The organism is Leptospira sarikeiensis, from assembly GCF_004769615.1.
Taxonomy (GTDB): Bacteria; Spirochaetota; Leptospiria; order Leptospirales; family Leptospiraceae; genus Leptospira_B; species Leptospira_B sarikeiensis.
In genome coordinates this window covers 145,930-171,761 of sequence record NZ_RQGF01000012.1, presented here as the reverse complement: position 1 = coordinate 171,761, position 25,832 = coordinate 145,930, and the positions used below count along the sequence as shown (strand labels likewise).

The following is a 25,832-nucleotide window of genomic DNA, read 5'->3' as shown; positions in this document are numbered from 1 at the left end:
CATGCGAGTTTCCATTTTAACCACAGTATTCGTCATTTTAAGCCTGTTTGTCCTGGATTGTTCCGGGGATGTAAAAGATATTCCTCTTAAAAATTGCTCTAAGGTATCCGGAATGCCTGGTCCTGAAGATTTGGCCGTGGATCGAGAGGCAGGACTACTCTATGTTTCTTCTCATGAAAGAAGGATCAAGGACCAGGAAGGTAAGATCTATTTTATAGAGCTAAATTCCACCGGACTACAACCTAAATTATTAGAAACTGAATATCCTAAAAATTTCAGACCGCATGGGATCAGTCTTTTGAATAAAGACGGAAAGTATAGATTGTATGTGATCTCTCATATCACATTATATAAGGAACATTCCATAGAAGTTTTTGAAAGAACTGAAAAACCTTCCGCAAATTCCAAAGCAGGAAAATGGAAACATATCCAAACTCTTCAAGATCCTTTGGTCACGAGTCCTAACGATCTTTCAGTCGCTTCCGGAAATGAAATTTTCGTATCTAACGACCATGGAGAAGGCGGATTTATGACCTACCTATTCCATGATCTTTTTAGAATGAAACGTTCCGAGATCGCGTACTACGACGGAAAAACATGGTCTTCTCTCGGAAATCCGATCTCTTTAGGAAATGGGGTCCTATACGTTAAAAGGGCTGATGGAAAAGAGTTTTTATATAGATCCGCATTCAACGAATCATCCGTCCTAAAATTCGATATAATTAGAAATAACGGAAAACTTACATTAGGAGAACCTAAATCGATCCTATTGGAAGGTGGCCCGGACAATTTGGAAATCGACGAAAAAGGAACGATCTTTACCGTAACTCATCCTTCTGTGATGAAATTCCTGAAACATGCGAGCAACGCGGAATCTCATGCTCCTACAAAAATATTTACGATCTCTCCGGACGATTCTATCCGAGAAATTTTCTCAAATTCGGGAGAATTGATCTCTGCGGGAAGTACCGCACTTTCCTACAAGGAAAGGATCTATATCGCTCAGGTGTTCAACGATTTTATCCTACAATGCCAATTATAAGAATTTTATGATAGGCCGTTCGTCTAAAATATAGATGTCTGAAGATCAAATCGTAAAAACGCCACAACAATCCGCGGTCGAGACGAGGCATATAGTGATGCCCGATCATACCAATCATTATGGTACTCTTTTCGGAGGTACTTTAATGTCTTGGATCGACTTGATCGCGGTCATGGTAGCTCAGAGGCATTGTGGTAGAGAGGCAGTAACCGCAAGCGTGGATAAACTGAATTTTATGGAACCGATTTCCATCGGAGAGCAGGTAATACTTAAGGCCTCCGTAAATTACGCAGGAAAGAGTTCCATGGAGATCGGTGTCCAGGTCTCTAAAGAAAATCCTTATACAGGAGTGGTTACAAGGGCTACGACCGCGTATTTAACTTTTGTAGCCTTGGATGAGAATAAGAAACCATGCCCTATTCCTAAATTAAAACCGGAAACGGAAACGGAAATTAGAAGATACGAAAATGCGATCCTAAGACAGGAAGCAAATCGGAATCTTTTGCAAAAGATCAAAGGAAACGGAAAGGTTTAAAAGTTTATCTTCTCTTATAAATATCCGCTTCTACATTCGCTACTTTACGAAGTGTAGAAGGTTCTGCAGAAATGCGGATCTTTCTGAACTTAGAGGAATTCTCTTCTAAATAATTTTGAACGAAATCATTTCTTTTTTGACGATCCGAAAATACGAAAGTATCTATAGAATCCAAGGTCTGGATAAAATCCTCTTTCGGGATAGGCAATTCTCCCGGAATAAATTCCAGAATTTTCAGATTCGGATATTCTTTCCTAATATGAAAATAAGGATCCGGGATCGCCTGTAGATACAATTTTTTAGAACCCTTCAGTTCAGGTCCTAAAACCGCATAAAATTTGTCCTTTAGATCGAATTCTGGATTTCCAAAGCCGATCCTTTTATACGCATTTATTAAAATTACTATATTAGAAAAAACCAAAATAGACGCGATAAACTGGACCCTTCTACTTCTGATCCTTTCGAAAAAGAAACCACCCAGTGCGGAAAGAGGGATGCACAGATACATAACATAATAGTATTCTGTGGATAAGATCAGAAAAAATAGAATGGATGCGGTCCATGCAGAAAAGAAAAATGCGGATCTAGGTTTGTCCTTTATTTCTCCTCGAACCACCCAAAGACCATAAGCTAATGCTAAATAGAAAAATAATCTGAGTCCCGGAGTTTCATATCCGCCCAATAAAATTTTGATCTTTGTGATCGGAGAGAAAGATTGGAAAAGATCTTTTTTACGCCCGAACTGAGCACCAAACTGATAGAAAAATATTTCCCAATTCGGATGGATCCAAATTCCCCAGACTAAGATCGGAAAAACTCCTCCCAACCAAAAAGCCCAAACCTTCCAAGCTTTTGCTTGGTGGATCAAGAGTAATGCAGGAACTCCGAAGATCGCTCCGAACGGATGGGATAAAAAAGAGATCCCTAAAAAAAATCCGGAGAAGAAGGCTTCAATCTGAGTTAGAGGGACTTCTCCATTTAATTTTGCTTTTCTTGCTAAAAGTAGTAAAGAGAGAAGAGCCCAAAAAAGACAAAGAGCTTCCATTCTTGCAGTCCAACCCACTCTTAAAAAAAGCAAATCGGTGAACAAAAGTAAAGAGGCTCCAATCCGAGCGATCGGAGAATAATCGAAAGTTTTCAGAATGAACCAGAAGATCCAAACACTAGCGATGGATAATATCGCAGCAAATAAACGGAGAGTTTCCAGACCTTCTCCAAAGAATCGAATAATCCAACCGTTAAGTAAAAAGAAAACCGGAGGCATCCAAAGAGTTTTGGTTTCCATTCCCTTTACTAAACCTTCTAATACATCTGTGCGGAAAAGTCCTGCCTTTGCAAAATCCAAAGAAGGAGAATAGAATAGGACTTCGTCAGGCCATACTGGAGGAAATTCCAATCCGGATATTCTGAAGATTAAAAGAGAAAATATAGAAAGAAAGAAGAGCCCGATGAGCCCGTAGATTTCAGAAAATTGGCGGGGTTGGCTAGCTGGGGACTCCATAGAATAAAGCGCCCCCGACTGCTTATTTTAAGGTAGCTAATGCTTCTTGTTCGGTTTCGTAAACTTCGAAAAGATCCAATAACTCAACAACGTCGAAAACCTTTTTTACATTCGGTGTGATATTGCAGAGTTTCAGTTTTCGATTTTGTTTTTCCAATTCCCGGACCATTCCAACGAAAATCCTGATCCCGGAAGAAGATATATAGGAAATATTTTGCAAGTTAATGATTATATCACCTGTACCGGCTTGCACATCGTCCAAAAGTTTTGCTTCCACTTCGTCCGAATGTGTGATATCTAGCCTGCCGTCCAATTGAACTAGGGTATGTTTTCCCACTTTTTTAGTTTTAATTTCCAAGCTAGGCTCCGAGCGACGATCCATAAGATCAAATTCCGACAAAGAAAATTTCCTTTTTTAGATACAAAAGGGGAACGGAAAGTTCGCCGTAGACTAAAATAGTGAGGAAATGGGGTTTTACAAGAATTTTTTCCCATCTCCTCGATACTAACCTGCACAGAAAATCCTAAATTTTGAATATTAGGCAGCAGATCCTTGGATCTCCTCCAATGGAAATATTTTGACCGGCGGCCTTTTCGGTTTTTGCCCTACAAGAACCCGCAATGATTTCTGGGAGGAAAGCCCCAATTGTTCTTGGACACTTTCCAAATCCCAGCCCGCCTCGATCAAGTGAGAGGCCAAGGATCTACGCAGCCGAAACACCGAGATCGAAAGCCCGGTCATATCCCCGAGTTTCGAGAACATTTTTTGGACTGTTCTAGGATGGACCTGGCCGATCCTTCCGGAAAATAAAAAATCCTCGCCCTGTTTTCCTTGAGAAACAAACCATAGATCCCTACGTAACGAAAATGGAATAGAAGGTGTTCTTGCATTCAATCTTTGGGAATGGTGGATGAATACCCGATGGTTGACCCAATCCAGATCCTCTACCCTTAAAGAAACTAATTCGGAAACCTGAAGCCCGAAAGAATATAACATCCGAAGCCAGAGATAATGATTCTCATGGGTCTTGGAAGCGTTTAATAGGAGTCGGATCTCCTCCTTACTTAAAGCGAGATGTTCCCGATTTAAGACCTTTGGTCCGTTGATTTTGTCTTTTTTCATTCAATTACCCTAATGTGATTTTTATATTTTTGTGGGAAAATGAGAAAATTCAGAAGGTCTGGAAAGTAGAATTTTCGAGTTCGAAAGCTGGATCTGCGGAATATTGATTACCGGAGAAGAATGAGATATTACGCGGAATCTACGTTCCGCTTCAAATCGCAGATTTTTAGATTGAAGCCAAAGATTACATTTAAGTAGCAAGGCCCAAACGCTGTCTATGATAAGCTATAAATAATATACTTGAATAGGCAGCGCATAACGTACATAATTGTCGTAAACATACCTTAAGCAAGCAGAAGATAGCCAAACCATGAGATTCATAGAAGATACAGAAATAAATCTGGAAGAAAGTGACTATTTAAATACAATTCAATATGTTAAAACTCTATCTAATGTAATTGAAAATGCAGAATTGAAAAATGGGCTAACAATAGGAATGTATGGTGAATGGGGTTCAGGAAAATCATCTATAATTTTTTCGCTCAAAAAGCATTTGGAAAAGAACGAAAAAATAAAATTTATAATTTATGATGCATGGAAATACTCACACGATTCATTCAGACGAACATTCCTTCAAGAAACTCAGAAAGAGTTAAAATACAATAAAAAAGAATTATCGCAATCCTTCTATTCCGACACTTTAGAAGAAATGGAAATGAAGAATAAATTCCATATTCCATCAATAGCAGCCATCTCCATAATTTCCATCTTAGGATTAGGTATAATATTTTTTTGGCCACAAAATCTTGAATTTAAACTCTCAATAGTTCTGGTGATAAATGTCGCATCTTCTTTAATATCTTTCTTCAGGAAATCATTTTACAATCTTAAACTTACCATCAACAAACCTCACCTATTTGCTCCAGAACAATTTGAAGAATGTTTCGATGAGATGCTTAATGAAAGCATTTCACAAAAGAATTTGGCAAGTCGGATATCAAGCATAGTCACCTCTTCCTCGAGATATGAAAAAATAATATTTGTAATAGATAATATAGACAGATGCAATTACTCATTAGCATACGAGCTTCTAGCTACGACGAAAAATTTTCTCGGAAAGAAAACGAATACAGTTTTCATTATTCCTGTCGACAACGTAGCACTCGCAAAACACATTTCCTCCAAGACGGAAGAATCAGGGACCGAAGACGCAGAGGAATTCTTAAGAAAAATATTCAATGTGACGTTGCGTTTAAACAAACTTAACTTGAGCGATATATATGATTTTGCAAAATCAATCAACGATAAGCATAACTTAAACTTTTCTCCTGTGACCATTGATATTATATCAAAGGAATATGCAACAAATCCAAGAAGAATAATCCAAGCCTTCAACAACCTATTATTAGAAATTGAGAGATTAAAGAATAATAAAATAATAGGAACTTCTGAGTTAAAAGAATACGAAAGTATTATCGCAAAAATACTAATTATTAGAGAAGAATGGCCTGAATACTATCAAATTCTTCTCAAAAACCCAGATGCAATTAACGCAATTGATTCAAACATTAGAGGGTCTGAAGAAAAAATCGAAAAGCTCAATTCATTTTTGAGAACAACAAATGCGATATCAAAATCAGCTAGCAAAAAAGCTATCGAAAGATTAATATCAAATACTGATAAAACATCCGAATTCGGAGAAGAATTTAATGAAATGATCAAAACAAAAGATATTGAAAAAATTCAAAAATTTTATGAAAAGCAAGAGACGAACGATAAAAAGAAAATTTTTGAATCCATTACCTATGAGCTCAATAAATCACTACGTCGCGGTTTGTACACAAGCGATTCAATAAACCTGTTCGAGATTTTATTATCTTTAAACGAAAACCAAAAATTCACCGAGGACGAAAACCTAAAGATTGAGGCAGAAATTGGACAATTTTTAGCGCCGGTAATACCCGCTACAGCATTCTATCAAGTGTTAGTCCAATATGCATTTGATAGGATAAAAAATGGGCATCCATATCTAATTGAATTCATTAAAGGCTCAATAAAGCAGACTCTCCAATCAAATTTCAACCTAGATAACGTTTGGTTTCAATTATTTAAGGAATATATAAAAATAGTAAATATCAATAACCACCTCAATGACCTCGAACAGCATTTTCATTGGCTTTACTTGATTGAAAATGTAAATGTGAGAGAAATAAAAATACCTAAAGAAAGTCTAGGAGCAATTACGCCAAATTCACTGATAGAAGAAGTTATTAAAAAATTTACTGCAATAGGCGATGAGCCGTGGCATGATTTAGTTTATTTAAATAGCCAAATCAAATTTGGGCACAATTTAATAATTAAAATAATTAGTAAAATTTCTGGGTTTGTAGGAAGCCAACTAAATGTTAGCGACGACCGAAAAATCGATGATTTTGTATCGAATATCAATTTGATTTTAAACAAAGTCGAAAATAAAGCTCTTCCCAAAGGTGAACTCAATAACATTTTCAACCTAATTGTCAATTTAAGAGATCATAATGGAATGCAACTTTATTATACAGCGTTCGCCTCCCAATCTGGATCAAAGAGTTTTTTGCAATTTCTATATAATATCTTTCGAATATCCAATAACACCATTGATACTTCATCACTATGGACGAACTTTGTCAATCATAACGAAAGCAATCGAGAATCTTCCTATACATATATCGAATTACTAAATAATGATTTTGTGATACAATCACTAATTCCTTTGTTAAATAAGAATAAATTTACAAGTTCTAAATATTTAGATCTATTTATAGTAGTTTCAAATGAAAAAGACAATAAAGAAACTTTTTACATAAATGAAGCACAAGTTAGTCCAGGATTAAACGAAATTTTAGATCGATTTTTACTTGAAAATGAATCGGATAAGGAATTGAGTTCTATTTTTCTTTCTCACATTTCAAAGGAACGGCTAAAAAAATTAGTAGTTCCAGCGATACTAAATTTGCCGCAAGAGAAAATTGAAAACGTTCGCCAAGAACTCTTAACACTCGCATTTGATAAGATCTGCGAAGATCTCCCTAAATACGAGGGCCAACCCAATTTACTAAAACAAATTGCTGCAAAAGGGTCAGAAAGTAATATTGACGCACTTTGTAATATCATAATTGCAAAATTACAATACAAAGAAACTATTTTAGAAGGATTAGAAATTATTTCCGTAATTAAAGTTACAAATAAAGATTCTGCTCAACGCATCATTAATGAACTAAAGACGTTGATGCCCAAAAATACAAATTTAGAAGATCAATTTAAACAAGAAATAGCCAGCCTGACCGATAAAATTCAGAGTTTAAGGTAAGTTCTTCAATTCAAAATCGTCATTAAATTGTTATCTGATCTTAACCAGTTCCGGGTTGGATACAAATATGAAATATTTCTGGAAAGCGGCAAAATTCGCTCTTCATTGCCAGTTGCCCAACGCTCCTAAAGTCTCAGAAACGGAAATCGTAATAAAGACATCTAATTTTGAGATCCCAGCTATCTTATATACTCCTAAAGGAAAATCTTGCGGCACAATACTCGCTGCAAATGGTTTGGCTTATTTAGGAAATAAAGACCCTAGATTTGCTGTGGTTTGTCAATCCGCAGCCGCAGTCGGATACACAGTGATCTCTCCTTTACTTGTGGAAGTAACCCAGTTTAGGATCTTAAAAGAAACAATAGAAAAGATCAAAGAAATGATCCTCTGGATCTCTTCTAATAAAGAATATTGCCCGGACGGAAAACTTTCTTATCTCGCTCCTTCTTTCTCCGGAAGTATGGGACTCATCGCTGCGTCCGATCCAGAAATTGGAAAAAAGATCTCTTCTATCCTCACAATCGGCGCATACTGCGACGTAGAATCCACTTTGGATTATGTAATGACTTCCGAAGAAGGGGACGAATACGGAAGAATGATCTTACTTTATAATTTTGTAAAGTATGCTCTTCGATCGGATGACCAAGAATTGGAATTTGCTTTGAAAGCCTGTGTAATGGATGGAAGTTTTTCCAGAGATAATTTGGAATTACCAACCGTACTAGAAAAGATCCGTCCGGAAAACAAAGAAGTATTCCTGAAATTAAGAGAAGATAAGGACTTTAGAGCGGGTATTTGGAGAGATATTCTAAAAAATGCAGGAAAAGAAAGTTCCTTTCTTACGGAACTTCAAGTAAAAGACAAACTCCATCTTTTAGACTGTCATGTTTCTATCGTGCATGGGCTTGGAGATAATGTGGTTCCTGCTAAAGAAGCGGTTACTCTAAAAGATCACCTTCCTATAAAAAAATCAAAATTAGTTTTAACACCTTTGATCTCTCACGGAGATGTCGGGATCTCTTTGACTCAACTCCCGGCGATCTATGATCTGGTTCAGGGATTTGCATTCTTCTTCAAAAATGCAAAGTCAAAAGAGAAAGCCGCTTAATTTCAAAAACTTTTAGAATAAAAGAATTCGATCAGATCTCGGATCTTATACGGTTTTTCCAGTAAGTCCGAGATCCCTAGCCCGGAAAATTTTTCCATGGCCTCTTTACTAAAATCGGTTCCGGAAACGAAAATTTTTAGATCCGGAGCTTCCTTCTTTACGATTTCCAAGAACTCTAGAGCGGGTGTTCCAGGATCCATATCCACAGTTATCAAAACTACGGAAGATTTAAATTTATGTAATATTTCGATAGCCTTCTTAGGATTTTCTGCAGAAATCACTCTAAGACCTAAATTTCCCATTTGGTCCTGCAAAATTTCGGAAAGATAGGGAGATTCTTCTACCACCAAAATAATCCCGGAAGAACTTGGATTTGATTTAGAATTACTCTCCAGTAGTTGACTTGTTTTGGATTTAGCCGCAGGAATAAAAAGGCGAATGCTCGTGCCTTCTCCGGATTTTGAACTTACCTGGATCATTCCCTCATGACTTTGCATGATCCCATATACCATGGACATACCTAACCCGCTACCTTGAGTCTTAGACTTTGTGGTAAAAAAAGGTTCGAAGATCCTTTTTTTAGTATCTTCGCTCATACCCTCTCCGTTATCCGAAACCTCAATGCATAAATATTCCGCCGGTTCGGAAAGTGGAAATGGTTCCCTTATTGCGGATGCGTTTACCGAAAATCCTCTGATACGGATCTCTCCCCCGTGTGGAAGAGCGTCTCTCGCATTCAAACAAAGATTGATCAAGACCTGTTCCAACTCCGAGTAATCTCCCACAATAACAGGAAGTCCTTCCCTACAATCTTTTATGAATTTTATATTTTCAGAGAAGGTAGGAACTAGTAGATCGACGGTCTCGTTGATCAATTGATCCGCTAGTATCGTTTTAAATCCACCTCCTCCTTTTCTAGCGAGTGAAAGGAGTCTACGAACAATAATTGCACCTCTACCTGCCGCCGCATTGATCGATCTGGACATTTCCGTCAGAGTCCCGGACTGAGAAGACTCCAATTGTATGCGAGTGGCGTAACCTGAAATGATCTGCAATATATTATTAAAATCGTGCGCGATCCCGCCTGCCAATGTTCCGATCGTCTCTAATTTTTTGGACTCGATCAATTGGTTCTCCAATTTTCTACGAAGAGTATCATCCAACAGATATCCTCGAATCGATTCCAAATGCCCTAACTTATTAAAAACCGCGAAATAATTCCCAGTAGTATGAAGAGGTATCCCGTTTCGATCCAGGAAAAATTCCTCATGTGTTTCTAAGCTAGAGCTGATCTGTATTTTTTGGAGAAAAAAGGAATAATCATCATAAGAAGGAAAAAGGTCCGAAAAATTTTTGACGGAGATCTCTGCCAAGGAATCGAACCCGAACATCTTTAGAAAAGAAGAATTCGCGGCGAGTATACTTCCGGATTGATCTGTGATAAAATTAGCGGAAAGATTTTCTTCGAAAAATTTTCTGTATTGCTCCCTACTAGAAAGCAACTTCGCTTCTATCCTTCTTCTTCTTTGTAACTCTCTCTTGGTATCGCTTGTGGCCCTCCCTGTAATCAATGCAACTACACAAAGTATCCCTAAGTTCATTAAAAATAGTAATTCTTTATCGTCCTTAAACCATTGATAATGTTCCGAAAGCCCGAATAATATAGGAAAAACTAAAGTTACGATCTGTATCCAAATATTTGCGATCAACGCGAGAGTTATTCCGAATCTAAGAGAAGCCCAGAGAACGAATAAAGCAAAGATAAACCAGTATTCCAAAGTTGGAATGAGGGAAGTAAAGATCGCGCAAATTGAAAAGATCAGGATGATCTCTGCAATCTTTCTTCTTTTTAAATTCCGGAAACGGTTTCTATCCCAGCTTGTTTCTCGATTCTCCCAAGCTCCTTCAGTCCTCGTCCATCCCTGAAATTCCATCCATGGAGTAATCCAAAGTAATATCGGAACTGAAACGCTCAGTGTGTCGAATAACGTAGCGACCGTTCCTTGTAAACTAGAGATCAGGAATTTATCTTCTGCAAGATCACCGAATGTAACCAATCCGGTCGCAACTAAAACTCCATTACATATAGCTGCAGGAAACGCGACCCAAAGAATAAATCGGACAGTTTCCCTAAGATCAGGAAGCCAAGGTTTTCCATTTCTCCATTTTATAAAAAATAGCCAAGAAATCCCGACTGCGAGAACTTCCCAAAGGCAATAGATGGGATACTTATCCACATCATGCAACCCCCAAAGATTTGCAGTAAACAATGCATTTGCATACATTGCGGGCAAAACCCTTGCAGGCCCCCACCAAAAACATAAAACGATGCCGATCGGTATAGGAAGATAAGAAATGGAGATGCCGGTATCTACTTTAAATGCGAGAGATGCCTTAGATGAAAAATAGAATAAGATTAAAGGAAGGATCCATGTCCAATACGGTAAGGATCTGCTTTCCTCATATTGGGATCTTCGATTAACATTTATGTCGGATAAAAAGTTCAGAACCGATCCCCCGGTTCCAATATTCTTTATCGTTTAATGAGAATCCACTCTTTGCAGAAAATAAGAACTAAAATTCATATCTTCCGAGCTTGAAAGTTTATAATTTTATAGGAAAAAATCTGAAAGTGAAGTTGTTAATGGAAATGGATCTAAGTCGAATCGGACTTAGTTCTGTTCTACAGGAGACACGTCTAAGTGGATCCAATACTCATCGCCATAATCAAAGAATAGCTCTTCGCCTGCTTTGATCTTGCGCATCGCTTCGAATCTTGCAGTCTTCCAACGAGTTGATACTACTAACTTTACGTTTGGCTTAGAACTATGATTGATATAACGGGTATAATTGGATTCTTTTCCTTCTCCATAGATCCAATGATCTTTACAGATCCATAGTAGATATTTGGACTCACAGTATTTAGCGGAATTGGCGGATTTATCGTCCAGGACCCTACCAGTATAAAATCCTACGGTATCGCCTTTTACTAAAGCTTCTGTTGAGAATAGTCCCATTCCGATTCCGGGTATCTCGGATTCCCTAATTTCGAAATCCTTCTCTGAAAATACTCGAGGTCTACGAATTTTAAATCTGACCGACATCGTAAGAAACATATCCTCCAATTAAGTTCGGAATATTCATCCAAAGAATCCTAGGCCCTCTCTTTGTCTATCCTCAAATGATTTATCACGTTTTTCTACTGAAAGAAACGTGAACTTCTTGTTCGTCCGGAGTTTAAAAAATTTTCCCAAGTTTAGTATCACTCTAGGTCTAAAATTTTTTCATAGTTTTACTTATCGTAGATGAGATTCAGTCTTCAGTTGGACTTCCTACATGTTATCTTATTTGATTTATTCGAATTTATGCCCCTGGGATTTTCATAGAACGCTTAGAATCCGCTTGTCTATCGAATATATGATTTAATTCTCTACTATGATGGACAAACCATATAGAAAAAACGTAGGGATGGTCGTCTTCAACTCCAAGGGAGAAGTCTTAGTAGGCGAAAGACTAAATTTTAAAGGTTCTTGGCAATTTCCACAAGGTGGGATAGACAAAGGAGAAGATCCTGATTCTGCCTGTAAAAGAGAACTATTAGAGGAAGTAGGAATTCATGACGCAAAGTCCGTCTATGAATATCCTGATTGGATCAACTATGATTTTCCGGAAAGCTTACATCTAAATTCCAATCTAAAAAAATACAGAGGCCAAAGCCAGAAATGGTTTCTGCTTTATTGGGACGGCAAAGCAGAAGATTGCGATCTTATGGCCCACGAGCAAGAATTCGAAAGAGTACGCTTTATTCCATTCAAAGAATGCCTTTCGACCGTGGTCTCGTTTAAAAAAGACGTGTATGAAAAGTTGGTATTAGAGTTCGAACCCGAGATCCAGAAATTTTTATCCAAATGAGTGACTCAAACTTCTATATGCCCCCTGGAGGTCCTCCTCCTCCCAGCCCTCGCTTGAGAGAACTTTACGAAAAAGTAGGAGAAGATCCGATTCGGGAACTTGTTTCTAATTTCTATGATCAAATAGCATCGAGCGATATTCTTTGGATGTTTCCAGAAAACCTGGAAGAGAGCAAAGTTAGGTCTGCCGATTTTATGGTCCAGGTCTTAGGTGGGCCTCCGTACTATGTTCAAAAATACGGACCACCTAGAATGAGAGCCAGACACTTACCTTTTCCAATAGATGAGAAGGCGAGAAGAGTTTGGCTTTCCTGTTATCGAAAAGCGATCAAAGACTGGCAAGCGGATGAAGAATCTAAAGAGATCCTCTGGCAGTTTTTACAGGATTTCTCTTCTTGGATGGTAAATAAGGCTTCATCTGTCGACTAAGGGAGTATAATTTAGCTGCAGGAGTCGATACTGAATGGCTGCAAAGAACGAATCTAGAGCAAAAATTAGGATCCGAGGAACAGTACAAGGAGTCGGCTTTCGATATTTTGTACTACAAAGAGCCCAAGAATGCCGCCTCAAAGGTTATACGATGAATTTACCGACCGGAGAAGTGGAAGTTGTTGTGGAAGGAGACAAAGTTTTTATCGAAGATCTATACAAAGCAGTACAAAGAGGACCTTCCAAAGCAAAGGTAACGGAAGCCACCATACAATGGGAAGACGCTAAAGGTACGTTTAGGACTTTTGAGATCAAACGTTAATCTTAAAAAGCTCGATACCCAAATTGGGGAAACAGATCCGATCTAGATCGGATAAATTTTACTGACGAAACTAGGATTTTTTCCAAGAATGGACTGTATGCAGGCTAAGATAATAAATAAAAATAAATTTCCAAGCCTTGCAGCTTTCCGAATATTCTGTTCCGTTCTTCTTATACTCCTTCTTCAAGATCCTATCTTCTCAGTCACTCCTACTCCAGTCGCTTTTATGAATCCTGTTTATGCGGTTCAAGAAGATAAAGGTATCTTAAGATTGATCTCGGTCTCTTCCATCAATGGAAAAACGGGACTCGTTTATACAGGAACTCAAGAAAAAGGGATCCCGGTTTTTAGAAAACAGAACTATATTCTATTCAAAACTTCCAAAGACCTGAATTTATTAAACCTAACGAATTCAAAAGTAAAAACGATCAAAGGAACTAGCGATGCTTTTCCAGGAAATACCGGTTTTCTAAAGGACAAATCAGTTGTGATCTTCTCCAGAAAGAATTCGGATCGATGGGAAACAGTATTATACGATTATGATAGAGAAAAAGAGATAAAATCTCTTCCGGGTTACCAGCCTTATGTTTCTCCGGATCAAAAAAATCTGGTACTGATCGGGAATGAAGTGAAATATTCGGAACATGGAGAAGAATCCTTAAGAGTTCCGATCCATAAATATTCTTTGGAAACTTCAGAACTCAAAACGCTTGCATGGGTGGAGACAGGTAAATTACAACTCACCGACGTTTACATGATCTCGGATGATCAGGTTTTAGTTCGTGTCGCTACTGAAAATGAAAACCGTCTTTATAAACTTCCTTCTACCACTGGTGAACTGGTTAAGTTTACTGCACCTTTCTATCCGTTCCCTGTGGACCCTCAATCCAAACTTCCGAAAGAAAATAGAGAGCAAGTCAATATAAGTTTTAGCCCCGACGGAAAGGTGCTTTCTTTTACGGAAAGAGCGGATGGGAAACTGGGAAATATTGTAGTTATCGATCTAAGAACAAAACAAAGATATGATTCTTCTTTCGTGGGTTGTTTCCCTGTAGTAAAAAACGGGTCCGTTTACTTTTTGGGCGATCCTGAATTCGTAAAACAATCCAAAAATCAGGAATACCGCCCTTATAATAATTATACTTTATACGAACTGGATTATAAAAAGGATAAAATCCGTTCTATCACTCCTATTTCAGGAAAAGTGGAACTATTAGAATAATATTCTATTTTTATGATACAAGCTCCGGACTTCCCGGAATTTCGTTCTTTCTTTCCGTAGAAACTGCAAATATCGCTAAAGAAGTAAATACGCATAGGGCACCTGCTATCATAAACGCATAATCGTAATGTCCTTGCACAGTTCGGATATATCCCGCTCCGAATGCCGCTACTGCTGCTCCAATCTGGTGAAATGCGACTACCCAACCGAACATCAAGCCTACTTTTTCTCTTCCGAATATTTTTGCAGTCAACGCAACTGTAGGAGGAACTGTAGCGATCCAATCTAATCCGTAAAATACCGCAAATAAAGAAAGTCGATCCGATTCGGGATCGAATGCTTGAGGTAATAGTAATAATGAAATTCCTCTAAGCCCATAATAGGTGAATAACAGAATTTTATTATTCACTCTGTCGGATAACCAACCTGAACCGACCGTTCCGATCAGATCGAAAATTCCCATCAAAGCAAGAAGTCCTGCTGCTCTTACTTCCGGAATTCCATGATCGGAACATGCAGGAACCAAATGAGTTCCTACAAGTCCGTTCGTGCTCGCTCCACAAACGAAAAAACTTCCTGCGAGTAACCAGAAATTTTTAGATCTTAGGCCCGTCTTTAATGCTGAGATCGCTTCTACAAAAGGATTTCCTGAAACAGGCAAAATTCCGTCTTCTTCCGATTTCGCTCCATAAGGTAAGAGTCCTGATTGTTTCGGAGAATCTTTCATCAATAGAATGACCACAGGAAGTAAAACTCCTAGAATCACCGCAACCATATATACTGCGTTTCTCCAGCCTTCCGCTTCCGTAAGAGAGGCCAAGAAAGGTAGAAAGATAATTTGGCCAGTCGCAGTACTCGCAGTCAAAATCCCCATCAACAATCCTCGATGAGAAACGAACCATCGATTCACTACGGTCGCTCCAAGAACTAAGGCCGCCATACCTGAGCCAAATCCGACCATGATTCCCCAGAGAACGACTAGTTGCCAATTCGTCCGCATAATCGTTGTTAGCAAAATTCCTGAGATCAATAGCCCAAGAGCGAATATCATAATTCGTTTTACTCCAAAACGATTCATGAGGCCGGCCGCAAAAGGACCTACAAGGCCATAGAGTAAAAGATTTACTGATACTGCAAAAGAGATCGCAGATCGATCCCAACCGAATTCTTTTTCTAGAGGGACGATCAGTATCCCAGGCATAGATCTTACGCCAGCTGCAACGATTAATGTGAAAAATGTGATTACTAAAATGATCCAAGCATAATGAAAAGGAAAACGTCTGCTCAAAATCGGGCCCCTACAACTCGGACGGGGAACTTTTTCCAAAGTCCCTTTCTATCTTTGACTTTCCCATTGGATAAAAGTTACGAATTACGTTCATTCCTTTTGAAGGCATATAAGATAAAAAAACCTTGCTCGTTCTTTTCAAAAAATTAGAAAGATCCTCTCGTAATGAAGAGGAGATCATGAAAAAAATCCTAAAATATTCCGGATACGGAATTCTATTCATAGTTTTGGTGCTTACAATTCTATATTTTTTAACTTCCGGCCCCGGAGAAACTTTATCTTTCGACGATCCTTACCATAAAGACAGACCGACTGCAGAAGGTTCTAAAATGATGGTGGCTAGCGGTCATCCTTTAGCAACGAAAGTAGCTTTAGAAATTTTAGAGAAAGGAGGAAATGCTGCCGACGCAGGAGTCGCGGCTCTTCTTGTTTTAAACGTGACCCAAGGCGAAGAAGCTTCTTTTCCTGGCGTAGCGCCCTTATTGTATTACGATCAAGGGGATAAAAAAGTCCATAGTTATATCGGAGCTGGAGTTGCTCCTGCAAATGCAACGATAGAATATTTCAAATCCAGAGGACATGAATCCATTCCTATGTTGAAATATTCCTCTCAATTGGTTCCCGCTTCCCCGGACGTGATCGTTGCTTTATTAAAAAAATACGGAACAAAGTCTTTCGAAGAAGTAAGCGCCCCGGCAATTAAGATAGCCGAAGAAGGTTTTCCTGTTCATAGAATATTAATGAGAAACCTAAACATAGGTGTTTTCAAACGGTTAGGGCTCCGTTTTCTTCTTCCTTATAACGCCGAAATTTACGTGGGAAATAAATGGTGGAAACCATTACATCATGGAGAAGTATTCAAAAGGCCAGCGTTATCTGCCACATTAAAAGAATTAGCGAATGCAGAGAAGGCAGCCTCTTCTTCCGGAAAAAATAGGATCGAATCTTTAGAAGCAGTCCGAGATTATTTTTATAAAGGGCCTATCGCGGATAAGATTGCAAAGGCACACGCGGAACATGATGGCACAATGTCGAAGTCGGATCTAAATCGATATAGTGCGGATTGGGAAGAACCTCTTAAAGGAAATTACGGCCCCTATACAATTTTTGCAAATCGTACTTGGAATCAAGGTGCGGTCGTTCCAATCGTCCTACAAATTTTAGAAGGAATCGATCTAAAATCGATGGGCCATAATTCCAAAGAATATGTGCATACGGTAATCCAAGCGATCGAACTCGCAATGGCAGATCGAGAAAAGTATTTCGGAGATCCCGCTTATATTACCGTTCCTGAAAAAGGTTTATTAAGCAAAGAATACGCTGCGGAAAGAAGGAAATTACTCCAATCTAGAGCATTTGGAAAAACTCCCCCTGCAGGGAATCCTTTCTTATTCGAATCACCTGCAAGTGCAAAGAAGATCGCAAGCAAATCCGAAGATGCTAATACAATTGTGGCAAACTTAGATTCTTTCTTGGACCTTACTCCTAACTTCTGGGAAAAAACGGAAGCGGGAAAAATAGGAAGAGATACTACTTACTTAAGCATTATAGACTCGAAGGGAAATGCTTTATCTCTTACACCAAGTGACTTTCCACAATCTCCGATCATTGAAGGGGATATTACTCTCGGAATCAGAATGACCCAGTTTAGATTGGATCCAAATCATCCTTCTGCATTAGTTCCTGGAAAAAGACCCACAATTACGCCTAACGCGTCTATGGTATTTAAAGACGGAAAATTCTGGATGAGCTTTGGAACTCCAGGCGGGGACATGCAAACTCAAGCTGTAGTCCAGGTTTTCTTGAACTTGGTGGTCTTCGGTATGAATCCTCAGGAAGCAGTGAATGCCCCTCGTTTCCGTTCCCTAAATTGGCCGGACTCATTCTCTCCTCATAAATATTATCCGGGAAGGATCGAACTGGAAAAAGATATTTATCAAAAAGAAGAAAAAGCTCTCGAAAGTTTAGGATACGAAGTCAAAGGAAAAGATACATGGGAGTATGATTTCGGAGCTCCTTGTATTTCCTTAAAGGATCCTAAGACCGGAATTTTGTATGGCGGAGCGGATCCTAGAAAGGAATCTTGGGCAGAAGGAAAATAAAGAGGTTCGGATGAAAAAGAGAAGGCTTGGAAAAACCGGGATGGTCGTTTCCGAAATTTGTATGGGAACCATGACATTCGGTTCTTCTTGCGACGAAAAAGAAGCTCATCGCATCTTAGATAAAGCCTTCGACTCCGGGATAGATTTTTACGATACCGCAGAAATCTATCCAGTTCCTCCGGAAGCTGAGTATGTTCATGCTACCGAGAAAATATTCGGCAACTGGCTCAAGACTAAAAAAAGAGAATCGATCCTGATCGCCACAAAAGTTTGCGGACCGGGACATGGATGGTTCTCTCCTCCTGTAAGAGAAGGAAAAACCGCTTTAGATAGAAGAAATATCAAAGTCGCAATCGAAGGAAGTTTAAGACGTTTAGGCACCGACTACGTTGACTTATACCAAACACATTGGCCGGATCATGATTTCGGTTACGAAGAAACTTTAGATGCTCTTACCGAATTGATAGACGAAGGAAAAGTAAGATATATCGGAAGTAGTAATGAGACAGCTTGGGGAACGATGAAAAGCCTGGAAGTTTCCCATACGAATAAATTGGCGAGATACGAATCCATCCAAAATAATTTCAGCATCTTAAACAGAAGGTTTGAGGACGCTCTTTCCGATATTTGCAGAAGAGAACAGATCAGTCTTCTTCCCTATTCTCCTTTGGCTGGAGGAGTATTAACCGGAAAATACAACGGCCCAAATCCTCCTGAAAATGCAAGATTTACACGTTATGCAAAACTTCCCACAGAAAGACAAAGAAGAATGGCTAATAGATTCTTGAATGAGGGAACTATTGCTTCTACCAAAGAACTGATAGAAATTGCAAAAGAAGCGGGCATGAGTGTCACTACTCTTGCGGTCGCTTGGTCCAAACAGCACGACTATGTTGCTTCCACAATCATAGGGGCAAACACTGTCGAACAATTAGAAGATAGTTTAAAGGCGGCAGATCTTATCTTAACAGAAGGTGTTTTAAAGAAGATCGACGAAGTTTCGAAAAAAATCCCTTATCCTATGGGCTAAGAGTTATTAATCTCCTTTCCAGACTTCGTCTTCTGATACGATTACTTTCTTCTCTCCTTTAAGTTCGGGAAAAGTTTTAAAAAAACTGGTAATCAAATAGGGGACTACATCGAACAGAGGACCTGATCTACCTTCTCCTTCCACGTTTGCTTTTAATAATAAACTGGAAGGAAGTCCTCTATACTTTTTTCCATCGTACATTTCTATCTTAAAGATAACATCGTAAAAGTTTTCGGCATAAGGAGCGTATCCGCCGGATCTATATCCGCCACCGTATCCAAAACTCCCTGCGTATCCCATAAATCCTAATAAGGAAACCGAATTCGACCTACTGGAAGAACCTCCCCAGGAATGATAACGCATTCCCCTTGCTGTTGTCCAGCCCCCGAATGCGCCCAGATCGGTCCGAAAATCGATCATAGATCCCCTAGGCATAATTAATATATCATAATGTACTAAAATATCTGCTTTTTCAAAATGAACTTCTTCATATCCTTTTTCGGCGAATTTTTCTCGGATAAGTTCGGCGTTTTCGATGATGATTACCTTGGGAGCTTGGCCAAAAAATGGAAGAAATGCGTACGTCTTTCCCTGATAACGCATAAACTCAGACCTTTCCACTTCTACCTGGGATTTTACCTGTAGAGGGGAGCAAGAAATAAGTCCTGAGAGAAATATAAGAATTAGAATTCTCATGAATAATCCCTTTCTATTTCGACCAAACCAAATCCGATTTTACTCCTAAATCCTCCGATTTTCATTCAAAAAATTTTTAGAGCTTTCAGAAGGGAAACTTATCTTTTTCCCATCAACCTTTCTAAATCCTCGTTCTTTCCGAATAACACCAGAATATCACCTTCGGAAAGTTGTAAATTGGGCGAAGGGATCCCGAGTATTTCCTCTTCCTTTCGATCCGATTTCCTTCTGGATTTTTTAGGTCTTCTAACCGTGATCAGATTTAAATTCCAATCTTCTCTGAGTTTGGCACCCTGAACTGTTTTACCTTGCAACTGTTTCGGCAAGACAGTTTCCAAGATCCTATAATCTTCTCCTAATAAAGTAACCCCTTTCACACTACTATTTGCAAGTTGTTCCGCCATGGAATGAGCAGCCTGTTCTTCCGGGTTAAAAAGATTCTCTATTCCCAACATTTGTAGGACTCTTTTATTTAGATCGGATTGATATCTAGCGTATATATTTACCGCGCCTATTTTTTTTAAAGCATCTGCGGTCACGATCAGATTCTCGAAATTATCTCCGATCGCAAGTACGACCGCGTCCATTTCATCTAAACCATGTTCTTTTAATTCGGATTCGTCTGTGGAATCTATCGCCACACAATATGTGGAAAATTCTTGGATACGATCTATCTTGCCCTTATCTTGATCTACAGCTGTTACTTCTTGGCCGTCTTCATATAATCTTTTTACAAGTTCGATCCCGAAATCACCAAGACCGATCACAGCAATCCTTTTCTTTCTCATCCGAACCTTCCTTTAACCGACCACAACGTATTCTTCCGGATACCAATATCTTCTAGGTTTACGTTTCGGAACAAAAGCCAATAATACCGTCAGCACTCCGACTCTTCCTACAAACATAACTACACATATCAATAATTTACCTGGAGCATCGAACATAGATGTGATCCCGCGGGTAAGTCCGGTAGTTCCATAGGCAGAAACTACTTCGTAGCATATGTCTAAAAAAGGCAGAGGTTTTTCGAAACAGATCAAAAATAATATCCCAAGGAATATTACAAACATAGAAAGTACGATCGCGACTGAAGCCCTAGACAAGGAACTTTCAGCTACAGTTCTTCCGAAAATATCGACTCTTTCTTTTCCAGTAAAGAATTGGTAGAATTGTAAAACAGACAATGCGAAAGTAGAAGTTTTGATCCCTCCCCCGGTCGAATTTGGAGAAGCTCCTACCCACATCAAAAATAAACTCACGAATACCATCGGGATCCCCATAGAGGAAATTTCTAATGTATTAAATCCTGCAGTCCTTGTGGTTACTGAATAGAAAAGAGAATGAAATGCCTGGTCATACCAACTCAGTCCTTTTAAAGTGAAATTTAACTCCAAGATCCAGTAGGATATCCAACCGAATAACAATAGAAATACTGTAGTCCATAAGATCAGTTTTGATCCTAAAGAAAAACGACTTCTAAAACTTTCTTCATTAAACCTCATCTTTTTAAAGATCTGATTCATGGTGGGAAAACCTAATCCACCGAATACGATCAATATCATTACTACAGAAAGAAAAGAATAAGATCCTTTAAAATAAGTCTCAGCTAACCCTTTCGGAAAAAGGGCAAAACCTGCATTACAAAAAGCTGTAATAGAGTGAAACACACTATGAAATAATAGGTCTTTCTCAGACAGACCAATATTCCTAGGGTAAGTAAAATAAAGAAGAACTGATCCGATCCCTTCTATCGCAAATGTTTGGTAAGCGACTTGTTTTAATATGGAACCAGCTCTTCCGATCGTTTCCTGACTAAATAGATCCTTTATGATCAATTTTTCAGTAACGGAGACCTGGCCTTCCAAAACCAAAGCAAAAAAGACGGTAAGGGTCATTAACCCAAGTCCACCCAATTGAACGAGTATCATTAGGATCACTTGACCGGTCCCTGTCAGATCCCTAGACACATCAATCGTGCTTAATCCAGTAACACAGACTGCGCTTACTGCAGTAAAGAATAGATCTACTATTGGAATATTTCGAGTTTCAGCTCTAGGAAGGCATAATGCAGCTGTACCTATCAGAATCAATAAAGCAAAACTTCCTGTCATCACTAAAGAAGGTGAAACTTTTCCGAGTGATAACCTTGCTCTTCTTAAAAAATGAGCAAAACCTCCGAATGCCAAGGTTAATTGGCTAACGGATAAGAAGAGAAGAACTACTTCTTCTGTCCTTTGCTGGGAAGAAGAGATGATCGATTCTATCTTTTCTTCAAAAAAGAACTGCAAGATGACGATTAGAAAAACGAAAACTTCTACCTTATGCAAACTAAGATAGGAACGATATGATGTTAATGTGAATATAAAACTTAAGAATTCATAGATCACCAAATACCATACTATGCTCATGGTAACAAGACGAAGAGGATGGATCCATTCAGGAGGATAATAAAATCCGTATAAGAAGATCAAGATCATTAGAGAAATTATCCCCAATACTCCGAACACCAATCTCATCGTCGGTTTGATATTCTCTTCGTAAAAAAGAGAAATGTTCTCCCAATTCGCCTGGAATTTTTCCTTGAAATCAGGTGATCCGAATAAGGCCATTAGAAACTGGAACTGAAGAGTTCGAATTCCATTCTATATTCAAAATTCCTGGAATACAAACCGTATCCCGGGATCGTTTTAGGATGGATCGTCTCTGAAAGTTTATCGGGCACACTCGGATTCGGAGTAGGGCTTTGAGGTTGGTTTTCCAACTTCATTCTATCATAATCTCTCAGGTCCAACCATGCATTCGTTAAAGCTAATGTTGTAGCGACACCGAATACGATCCATCCACCCTCGAATGTTTTTTGGTATCCGGGATCCACTGCAGACAATGTTCCATACGCAACGCCCGCAGCAATCGGCAAGGTCATAAAGAAGATAATTGAAAAACGACGAAGTCTAGATTCGGTATATGGTTGTGGATCGTTTCCGAATTCCTCCAACTTCTTCCTACGATCTCTTGCTTGTTCTTGTTGCCTTTGCAAAGCTTCCGTATTCACTTCTCCCGTAATAGGATTAAAAAGACCGTCATCATTTCTATTTTGAAGTGGATTCGTAGTTCTTCGGGTCCCTTGACTCCCGTTAGAATTAGGTAAACCAGTTTGAAAAGGAACTTGAACGTTTCTAGGATTTACAAGAGGAGGTTTATCCATTTTAGGAGGAAGAGAATATTCCCTAAACCCATCCGAAGTTTTTTCGTCCTTATAATTTCTTAAATTATAATCGTAAGGATCCGAGAAATCACTTTGGTTCTGAGAATGGACCGAAACAAAAGATAAAAAGAATAATAACGCGGACAAATAGGTACGAAATAAAAATTTCATCGTTTATACGACCTTCTCTTCCGGCCGAATTCTTCCGGAAAGGATTTCCGAAGTATAGAAAAAAGATTCTTTACGGACTTTTTCTAAAAGATCGGGATCCAATCCTAACGCTTCCGCTTTTTTATATTCTTCTCTAATATTGGTTCCAAAGATCCCCGGGTCATCAGTAGAGATCGTGAACTTCAAATTATGACGTGCAAATCGGATCAATGGATGATGAGCCTTGTCGCGGACCATTCCAATATATTCGTTGGAACTAGGACAGGATTCTATGATTGCATCCGTATTACGAATTCGATCCATGCAGTACTCTTGAAATACCTTTGTTTCCGAGACCATAGATTCCGTAACGGAAATTTCTACTTTTTCTTTATGTCGGATTGAATCTAATTCTGATTCTAATCTTTTCTTAGAAGGAAATTCTCCGTAATTCGAAATATCTTCCCAATGATCCAATTCAAATTTTAAAGTGTCATACCTTTCAGAGACCGGCTCGATCACTGTTTTTCCAAGATAAGCATTTGGATCCAAACCCATTGCGATCGCATGCCCTAATCTATGAGCACCCCATTCTGCGGATTCTAAGATCCATCTAGTCGCCGACAGTAAGGTTTTATCCTGAAAAGATTCTCCCACATGATACAGAACAGTGAGTGCAGTGGAGGTTTCCGCCTTATTATCCTTTTGGATTTCTTTCAAGAATTCTTTTTTATCCTTTGGAGGGAAACCTTCTTCAATATAACAAAAATCTAAACCTACAAGGTACTTTCTGATGAGAGAATTTTTCTCCATCATCTCTTTCAACATCTCGTATTCTTTAAAAACATCCCCGTCTCTATGTAAGGATACGACAAGTCTAGATCTTGCTCTTCCGGAAAGTTCGGATTCGGCTTCTTCGAAACCTTCGCAAGACGCCAACGTTTTAGAATAGATCCCATCATAAGTATCTAATGGAGAATACATGATCCGATATTCTCCGAAAGTAACACCTTCCTCATATTGATCTTGAGTAATCCGCTTAGAAACGAATTTGATCTCATCCGGATTAAATTTAGAAAGGGCGATGATCAGATTGAACTTTGCCTGAAATTCAGGAAATGGACCTTGGTGGTTGAATAAATAAATACTTTTGAATTTTTCCAAAGATTTATAATCTTCGAAAAAAGTTTTCGTATCGATCGACTTGCCGTAAAGTTCTTGGAACGGTTTTGTAAAAATTTCCCATCTCGGAGAAGGATTTTCCAATCCCATCTTCCATAAAAGTTCCGGCTTCAGACTACCGTATAGATGATTATGAAGGTCTGCAAATCCTAGATTGGAATCCATAAATTCTTCGTCCGCTTCCGTCATCTTAGTTCTATAGCCGAAGGGATAAACCGTTTTTCGTCGAAAAAATGTTGTTCGCGTAGTAGCCGCCTCAAACCTGGAAACAGCTTGGATCCTTTATACAAAAAAATATTTAGAGCGTATCGTCCCAGTAGATTAAACGTTAAAATCCTATCCTTGGCCTTACCGGTTGTTTTCGGAATGTTAAGCCAATCCTTAGTTTGGATTACAGACACCGTAATGGTCGGATACTTGGGCCAAAATGCGATCGCTGCAATCGGGATCGGAGGAACAAGTTATTATACCTTAGTTGCTTTCTTGATCGGATTCTCAATGGGAGTCCAAATCATAGTAGCAAGAAGATTCGGAGAAGGTAAAAGATCAGAGATCGGAAAAGTAGGAGTTTCAACATTTTATTTATCCGTATTTTTCGGAATTCTACTTTCGGTATCAGGACTTTGGATCTCTGAACTGATCATGTTTTGGGTAGGACCGGAACAAACAGTAAACGCACTCGGAACGGAATATTTATATTATAGATTCATCGGCAGCGGATTTTATTTTTTAGGATTCTGTTTCAGAGGATTTTTAGACGGTCTTGGATTCACTAAGGCAGGCTTTGTTTCTATGGCTGTCACCACTCTCGCAAATATATTCTTTAATTGGATATTCATATACGGAAACTTAGGAGTTTCCCCGATGGGGATCGGAGGCGCAGGGCTTGCCTCCTCGATCGCGGGCTTGGCAGGATTATTAGTATTTCCTATATTCTTTTTTTATTATAAAATTGGAGAGTATTTCGAAGGGGTAAGCCTTCTTCCTAGTATCGAACATTTAAAGGAAATTTTCAAAGTAGGAAGCCCTCCAGGCTTCGAAGAAGGACTAGTCAATGTGGCCTTCGTAATTTTTTCTAAGATCCAAGGTTTAATTTCCGTTCTAGCTGTAGCAGCTTCTAATGTATTATTCTCTACCTTAAGTTTTGCCTTTCTTCCAGGTTACGCATTCGGAGTTGCAGCAACCACTATACTAGGCCAAGCAATGGGGGCTAAAAAATACAAATTAGCATATCATTCTGCGTTTCGTTCCGCATTCATCGCGGCACACGTAATGGGCCTTATCGGTTTATGTTTCATCTTCTTTGGAAAATGGATCGTGTATGCGATGACAAGGGACGAATCGTTGGTGGAAGAATGTTATCCTGTTTTGGTACTATTAGGGATCATTCAGATCGGAGATGCATATCATATGGTGATCGGCGCGGCTCTCAGAGGTGCGGGAATGCAAAATTATGTATTCAGGATCTATATCCTTCTTACATACGCTGTGATGCTTCCTTCGGCTTATCTTTTCGGTATCGTATGGAAAGGAGAAACATTAGGCCTTTGGACCTCGATCTTCGTATGGATCGGATCACTTTCCCTAATATTCGTTTACGAATTCAAAAAGAAAAACTGGGTCAAAGGCACAGTGTAGGAATTCCTACAAAAGTTCGAGTTGAGGCTTGTTTGGCTCCGTAATCCTTCTTGCCCCAA

General features: G+C 38.9%; 22 protein-coding genes. 11 read left to right on the top strand and 11 right to left on the bottom strand.

Annotated features, from left to right (window positions below; translation table 11 throughout):
* Position 1: 1 nt before the first annotated feature.
* Together EHQ64_RS05210 and EHQ64_RS05205 are read left to right on the top strand one after the other, a co-directional pair.
* Positions 2–1,042, top strand: coding sequence for an arylesterase (locus EHQ64_RS05210; protein WP_135648443.1), 1,041 nt, complete (start codon positions 2–4; stop codon positions 1,040–1,042).
* A gap of 34 nt (positions 1,043–1,076) precedes the next feature.
* On the top strand, positions 1,077–1,577 hold the full coding sequence (locus tag EHQ64_RS05205; RefSeq protein ID WP_135648442.1) for an acyl-CoA thioesterase: 501 nt from the start codon (positions 1,077–1,079) through the stop codon (positions 1,575–1,577).
* Between the two features lie 4 nt (positions 1,578–1,581).
* Here the strand turns inward: EHQ64_RS05205 and EHQ64_RS05200 are convergent, their stop codons facing one another.
* The 3 genes from EHQ64_RS05200 to EHQ64_RS05190 all read right to left on the bottom strand — a co-directional run bounded on the left by EHQ64_RS05200 (position 1,582) and on the right by EHQ64_RS05190 (position 4,201).
* Positions 1,582–3,078, bottom strand: a complete 1,497-nt coding sequence (locus tag EHQ64_RS05200; protein WP_135648441.1) for an ArnT family glycosyltransferase — start codon at positions 3,076–3,078, stop codon at positions 1,582–1,584.
* Between the two features lie 22 nt (positions 3,079–3,100).
* Complete coding sequence (locus EHQ64_RS05195; RefSeq protein WP_008596352.1) at positions 3,101–3,436, bottom strand: STAS domain-containing protein; 336 nt, start codon at positions 3,434–3,436, stop codon at positions 3,101–3,103.
* Positions 3,437–3,616: 180 nt separating this feature from the next.
* Positions 3,617–4,201, bottom strand: a complete 585-nt coding sequence (locus EHQ64_RS05190; protein ID WP_135648440.1) for a tyrosine-type recombinase/integrase — start codon at positions 4,199–4,201, stop codon at positions 3,617–3,619.
* Between the two features lie 310 nt (positions 4,202–4,511).
* On the opposite strand from EHQ64_RS05190, the gene EHQ64_RS05185 reads away from it, so the two are divergent.
* Entirely contained in the window at positions 4,512–7,490 is a 2,979-nt protein-coding gene (locus EHQ64_RS05185; RefSeq protein WP_135648439.1) for a KAP family P-loop NTPase fold protein, read from the top strand.
* Positions 7,491–7,557: 67 nt separating this feature from the next.
* The gene (locus EHQ64_RS05180) at positions 7,558–8,598 is read left to right on the top strand and encodes an alpha/beta hydrolase (protein ID WP_135648438.1); all 1,041 of its coding nucleotides are present in this window, start codon (positions 7,558–7,560) and stop codon (positions 8,596–8,598) included.
* Between the two features lie 2 nt (positions 8,599–8,600).
* Here the strand turns inward: EHQ64_RS05180 and EHQ64_RS05175 are convergent, their stop codons facing one another.
* Positions 8,601–10,883 (bottom strand): ATP-binding protein, encoded by a 2,283-nt coding sequence (locus EHQ64_RS05175; protein ID WP_342775345.1) that lies wholly within the window; start codon positions 10,881–10,883, stop codon positions 8,601–8,603.
* Positions 10,884–11,270: 387 nt separating this feature from the next.
* The gene (locus tag EHQ64_RS05170; protein WP_135648436.1) at positions 11,271–11,702 is read right to left on the bottom strand and encodes an SET domain-containing protein; all 432 of its coding nucleotides are present in this window, start codon (positions 11,700–11,702) and stop codon (positions 11,271–11,273) included.
* A 334-nt stretch (positions 11,703–12,036) separates the two neighbouring features.
* On the opposite strand from EHQ64_RS05170, the gene EHQ64_RS05165 reads away from it, so the two are divergent.
* The 4 genes from EHQ64_RS05165 (at position 12,037) to EHQ64_RS05150 (ending at position 14,482) form a co-directional block, all read left to right on the top strand.
* Positions 12,037–12,510 (top strand): RNA pyrophosphohydrolase, encoded by a 474-nt coding sequence (locus tag EHQ64_RS05165; protein ID WP_135648808.1) that lies wholly within the window; start codon positions 12,037–12,039, stop codon positions 12,508–12,510.
* Complete coding sequence (locus EHQ64_RS05160; protein ID WP_135648435.1) at positions 12,507–12,938, top strand: globin domain-containing protein; 432 nt, start codon at positions 12,507–12,509, stop codon at positions 12,936–12,938. Before EHQ64_RS05165 ends, EHQ64_RS05160 begins: the two co-directional genes overlap by 4 nt.
* 34 nt (positions 12,939–12,972) lie before the next feature.
* The gene (locus tag EHQ64_RS05155; RefSeq protein ID WP_008595830.1) at positions 12,973–13,260 is read left to right on the top strand and encodes an acylphosphatase; all 288 of its coding nucleotides are present in this window, start codon (positions 12,973–12,975) and stop codon (positions 13,258–13,260) included.
* 97 nt (positions 13,261–13,357) lie between these two features.
* A complete protein-coding gene (locus tag EHQ64_RS05150) occupies positions 13,358–14,482 on the top strand; it encodes a hypothetical protein (protein WP_135648434.1) in 1,125 nt (374 codons plus the stop codon).
* Positions 14,483–14,492: 10 nt separating this feature from the next.
* Here EHQ64_RS05150 and EHQ64_RS05145 read toward each other — a convergent pair whose 3' ends face one another.
* On the bottom strand, positions 14,493–15,770 hold the full coding sequence (locus EHQ64_RS05145; RefSeq protein ID WP_135648433.1) for an MFS transporter: 1,278 nt from the start codon (positions 15,768–15,770) through the stop codon (positions 14,493–14,495).
* 179 nt (positions 15,771–15,949) lie between these two features.
* On the opposite strand from EHQ64_RS05145, the gene EHQ64_RS05140 reads away from it, so the two are divergent.
* The gene (locus EHQ64_RS05140) at positions 15,950–17,872 is read left to right on the top strand and encodes a gamma-glutamyltransferase family protein (RefSeq protein ID WP_135648432.1); all 1,923 of its coding nucleotides are present in this window, start codon (positions 15,950–15,952) and stop codon (positions 17,870–17,872) included.
* Between the two features lie 10 nt (positions 17,873–17,882).
* Positions 17,883–18,902 (top strand): aldo/keto reductase, encoded by a 1,020-nt coding sequence (locus tag EHQ64_RS05135; RefSeq protein WP_135648431.1) that lies wholly within the window; start codon positions 17,883–17,885, stop codon positions 18,900–18,902.
* Positions 18,903–18,908: 6 nt separating this feature from the next.
* Here the strand turns inward: EHQ64_RS05135 and EHQ64_RS05130 are convergent, their stop codons facing one another.
* The 5 genes from EHQ64_RS05130 to EHQ64_RS05110 all read right to left on the bottom strand — a co-directional run bounded on the left by EHQ64_RS05130 (position 18,909) and on the right by EHQ64_RS05110 (position 24,300).
* Positions 18,909–19,598 carry a hypothetical protein gene (locus EHQ64_RS05130; RefSeq protein ID WP_135648430.1) on the bottom strand — a complete coding sequence of 230 codons (690 nt, stop codon included), beginning with the start codon at positions 19,596–19,598 and terminating at the stop codon, positions 18,909–18,911.
* Positions 19,599–19,696: 98 nt separating this feature from the next.
* Entirely contained in the window at positions 19,697–20,386 is a 690-nt protein-coding gene (locus EHQ64_RS05125) for a potassium channel family protein (protein ID WP_135648429.1), read from the bottom strand.
* 12 nt (positions 20,387–20,398) lie between these two features.
* On the bottom strand, positions 20,399–22,207 hold the full coding sequence (locus EHQ64_RS05120; protein WP_135648428.1) for a TrkH family potassium uptake protein: 1,809 nt from the start codon (positions 22,205–22,207) through the stop codon (positions 20,399–20,401).
* Complete coding sequence (locus EHQ64_RS05115) at positions 22,207–22,974, bottom strand: hypothetical protein (protein ID WP_135648427.1); 768 nt, start codon at positions 22,972–22,974, stop codon at positions 22,207–22,209. Before EHQ64_RS05115 ends, EHQ64_RS05120 begins: the two co-directional genes overlap by 1 nt.
* Before the next feature lie 3 nt (positions 22,975–22,977).
* The gene (locus EHQ64_RS05110) at positions 22,978–24,300 is read right to left on the bottom strand and encodes an amidohydrolase family protein (RefSeq protein WP_135648807.1); all 1,323 of its coding nucleotides are present in this window, start codon (positions 24,298–24,300) and stop codon (positions 22,978–22,980) included.
* A 45-nt stretch (positions 24,301–24,345) separates the two neighbouring features.
* Here EHQ64_RS05110 and EHQ64_RS05105 point away from each other — a divergent pair, with 45 nt between their 5' ends.
* Positions 24,346–25,773 (top strand): MATE family efflux transporter, encoded by a 1,428-nt coding sequence (locus EHQ64_RS05105; protein WP_425460399.1) that lies wholly within the window; start codon positions 24,346–24,348, stop codon positions 25,771–25,773.
* Positions 25,774–25,832: the final 59 nt, after the last annotated feature.

What these genes read in the sequence shown, in the direction of transcription:
- EHQ64_RS05190 (WP_135648440.1), bottom strand. Translation starts at nt 4,201, where the DNA reads ATGAAAAAAGACAAAATCAACGGACCAAAGGTCTTAAATCGGGAACAT.
- EHQ64_RS05115 (WP_135648427.1), bottom strand. Translation starts at nt 22,974, where the DNA reads ATGAAATTTTTATTTCGTACCTATTTGTCCGCGTTATTATTCTTTTTA.
- EHQ64_RS05175 (WP_342775345.1), bottom strand. Translation starts at nt 10,883, where the DNA reads ATGTATGCAAATGCATTGTTTACTGCAAATCTTTGGGGGTTGCATGAT.
- EHQ64_RS05150 (WP_135648434.1), top strand. Translation starts at nt 13,358, where the DNA reads ATGCAGGCTAAGATAATAAATAAAAATAAATTTCCAAGCCTTGCAGCT.
- EHQ64_RS05120 (WP_135648428.1), bottom strand. Translation starts at nt 22,207, where the DNA reads ATGGCCTTATTCGGATCACCTGATTTCAAGGAAAAATTCCAGGCGAAT.
- EHQ64_RS05205 (WP_135648442.1), top strand. Translation starts at nt 1,077, where the DNA reads ATGTCTGAAGATCAAATCGTAAAAACGCCACAACAATCCGCGGTCGAG.
- EHQ64_RS05110 (WP_135648807.1), bottom strand. Translation starts at nt 24,300, where the DNA reads ATGGATTCCAATCTAGGATTTGCAGACCTTCATAATCATCTATACGGT.
- EHQ64_RS05130 (WP_135648430.1), bottom strand. Translation starts at nt 19,598, where the DNA reads ATGAGAATTCTAATTCTTATATTTCTCTCAGGACTTATTTCTTGCTCC.
- EHQ64_RS05140 (WP_135648432.1), top strand. Translation starts at nt 15,950, where the DNA reads ATGAAAAAAATCCTAAAATATTCCGGATACGGAATTCTATTCATAGTT.
- EHQ64_RS05185 (WP_135648439.1), top strand. Translation starts at nt 4,512, where the DNA reads ATGAGATTCATAGAAGATACAGAAATAAATCTGGAAGAAAGTGACTAT.
- EHQ64_RS05135 (WP_135648431.1), top strand. Translation starts at nt 17,883, where the DNA reads ATGAAAAAGAGAAGGCTTGGAAAAACCGGGATGGTCGTTTCCGAAATT.
- EHQ64_RS05155 (WP_008595830.1), top strand. Translation starts at nt 12,973, where the DNA reads ATGGCTGCAAAGAACGAATCTAGAGCAAAAATTAGGATCCGAGGAACA.
- EHQ64_RS05170 (WP_135648436.1), bottom strand. Translation starts at nt 11,702, where the DNA reads ATGTCGGTCAGATTTAAAATTCGTAGACCTCGAGTATTTTCAGAGAAG.
- EHQ64_RS05200 (WP_135648441.1), bottom strand. Translation starts at nt 3,078, where the DNA reads ATGGAGTCCCCAGCTAGCCAACCCCGCCAATTTTCTGAAATCTACGGG.
- EHQ64_RS05125 (WP_135648429.1), bottom strand. Translation starts at nt 20,386, where the DNA reads ATGAGAAAGAAAAGGATTGCTGTGATCGGTCTTGGTGATTTCGGGATC.
- EHQ64_RS05165 (WP_135648808.1), top strand. Translation starts at nt 12,037, where the DNA reads ATGGACAAACCATATAGAAAAAACGTAGGGATGGTCGTCTTCAACTCC.
- EHQ64_RS05160 (WP_135648435.1), top strand. Translation starts at nt 12,507, where the DNA reads ATGAGTGACTCAAACTTCTATATGCCCCCTGGAGGTCCTCCTCCTCCC.
- EHQ64_RS05210 (WP_135648443.1), top strand. Translation starts at nt 2, where the DNA reads ATGCGAGTTTCCATTTTAACCACAGTATTCGTCATTTTAAGCCTGTTT.
- EHQ64_RS05180 (WP_135648438.1), top strand. Translation starts at nt 7,558, where the DNA reads ATGAAATATTTCTGGAAAGCGGCAAAATTCGCTCTTCATTGCCAGTTG.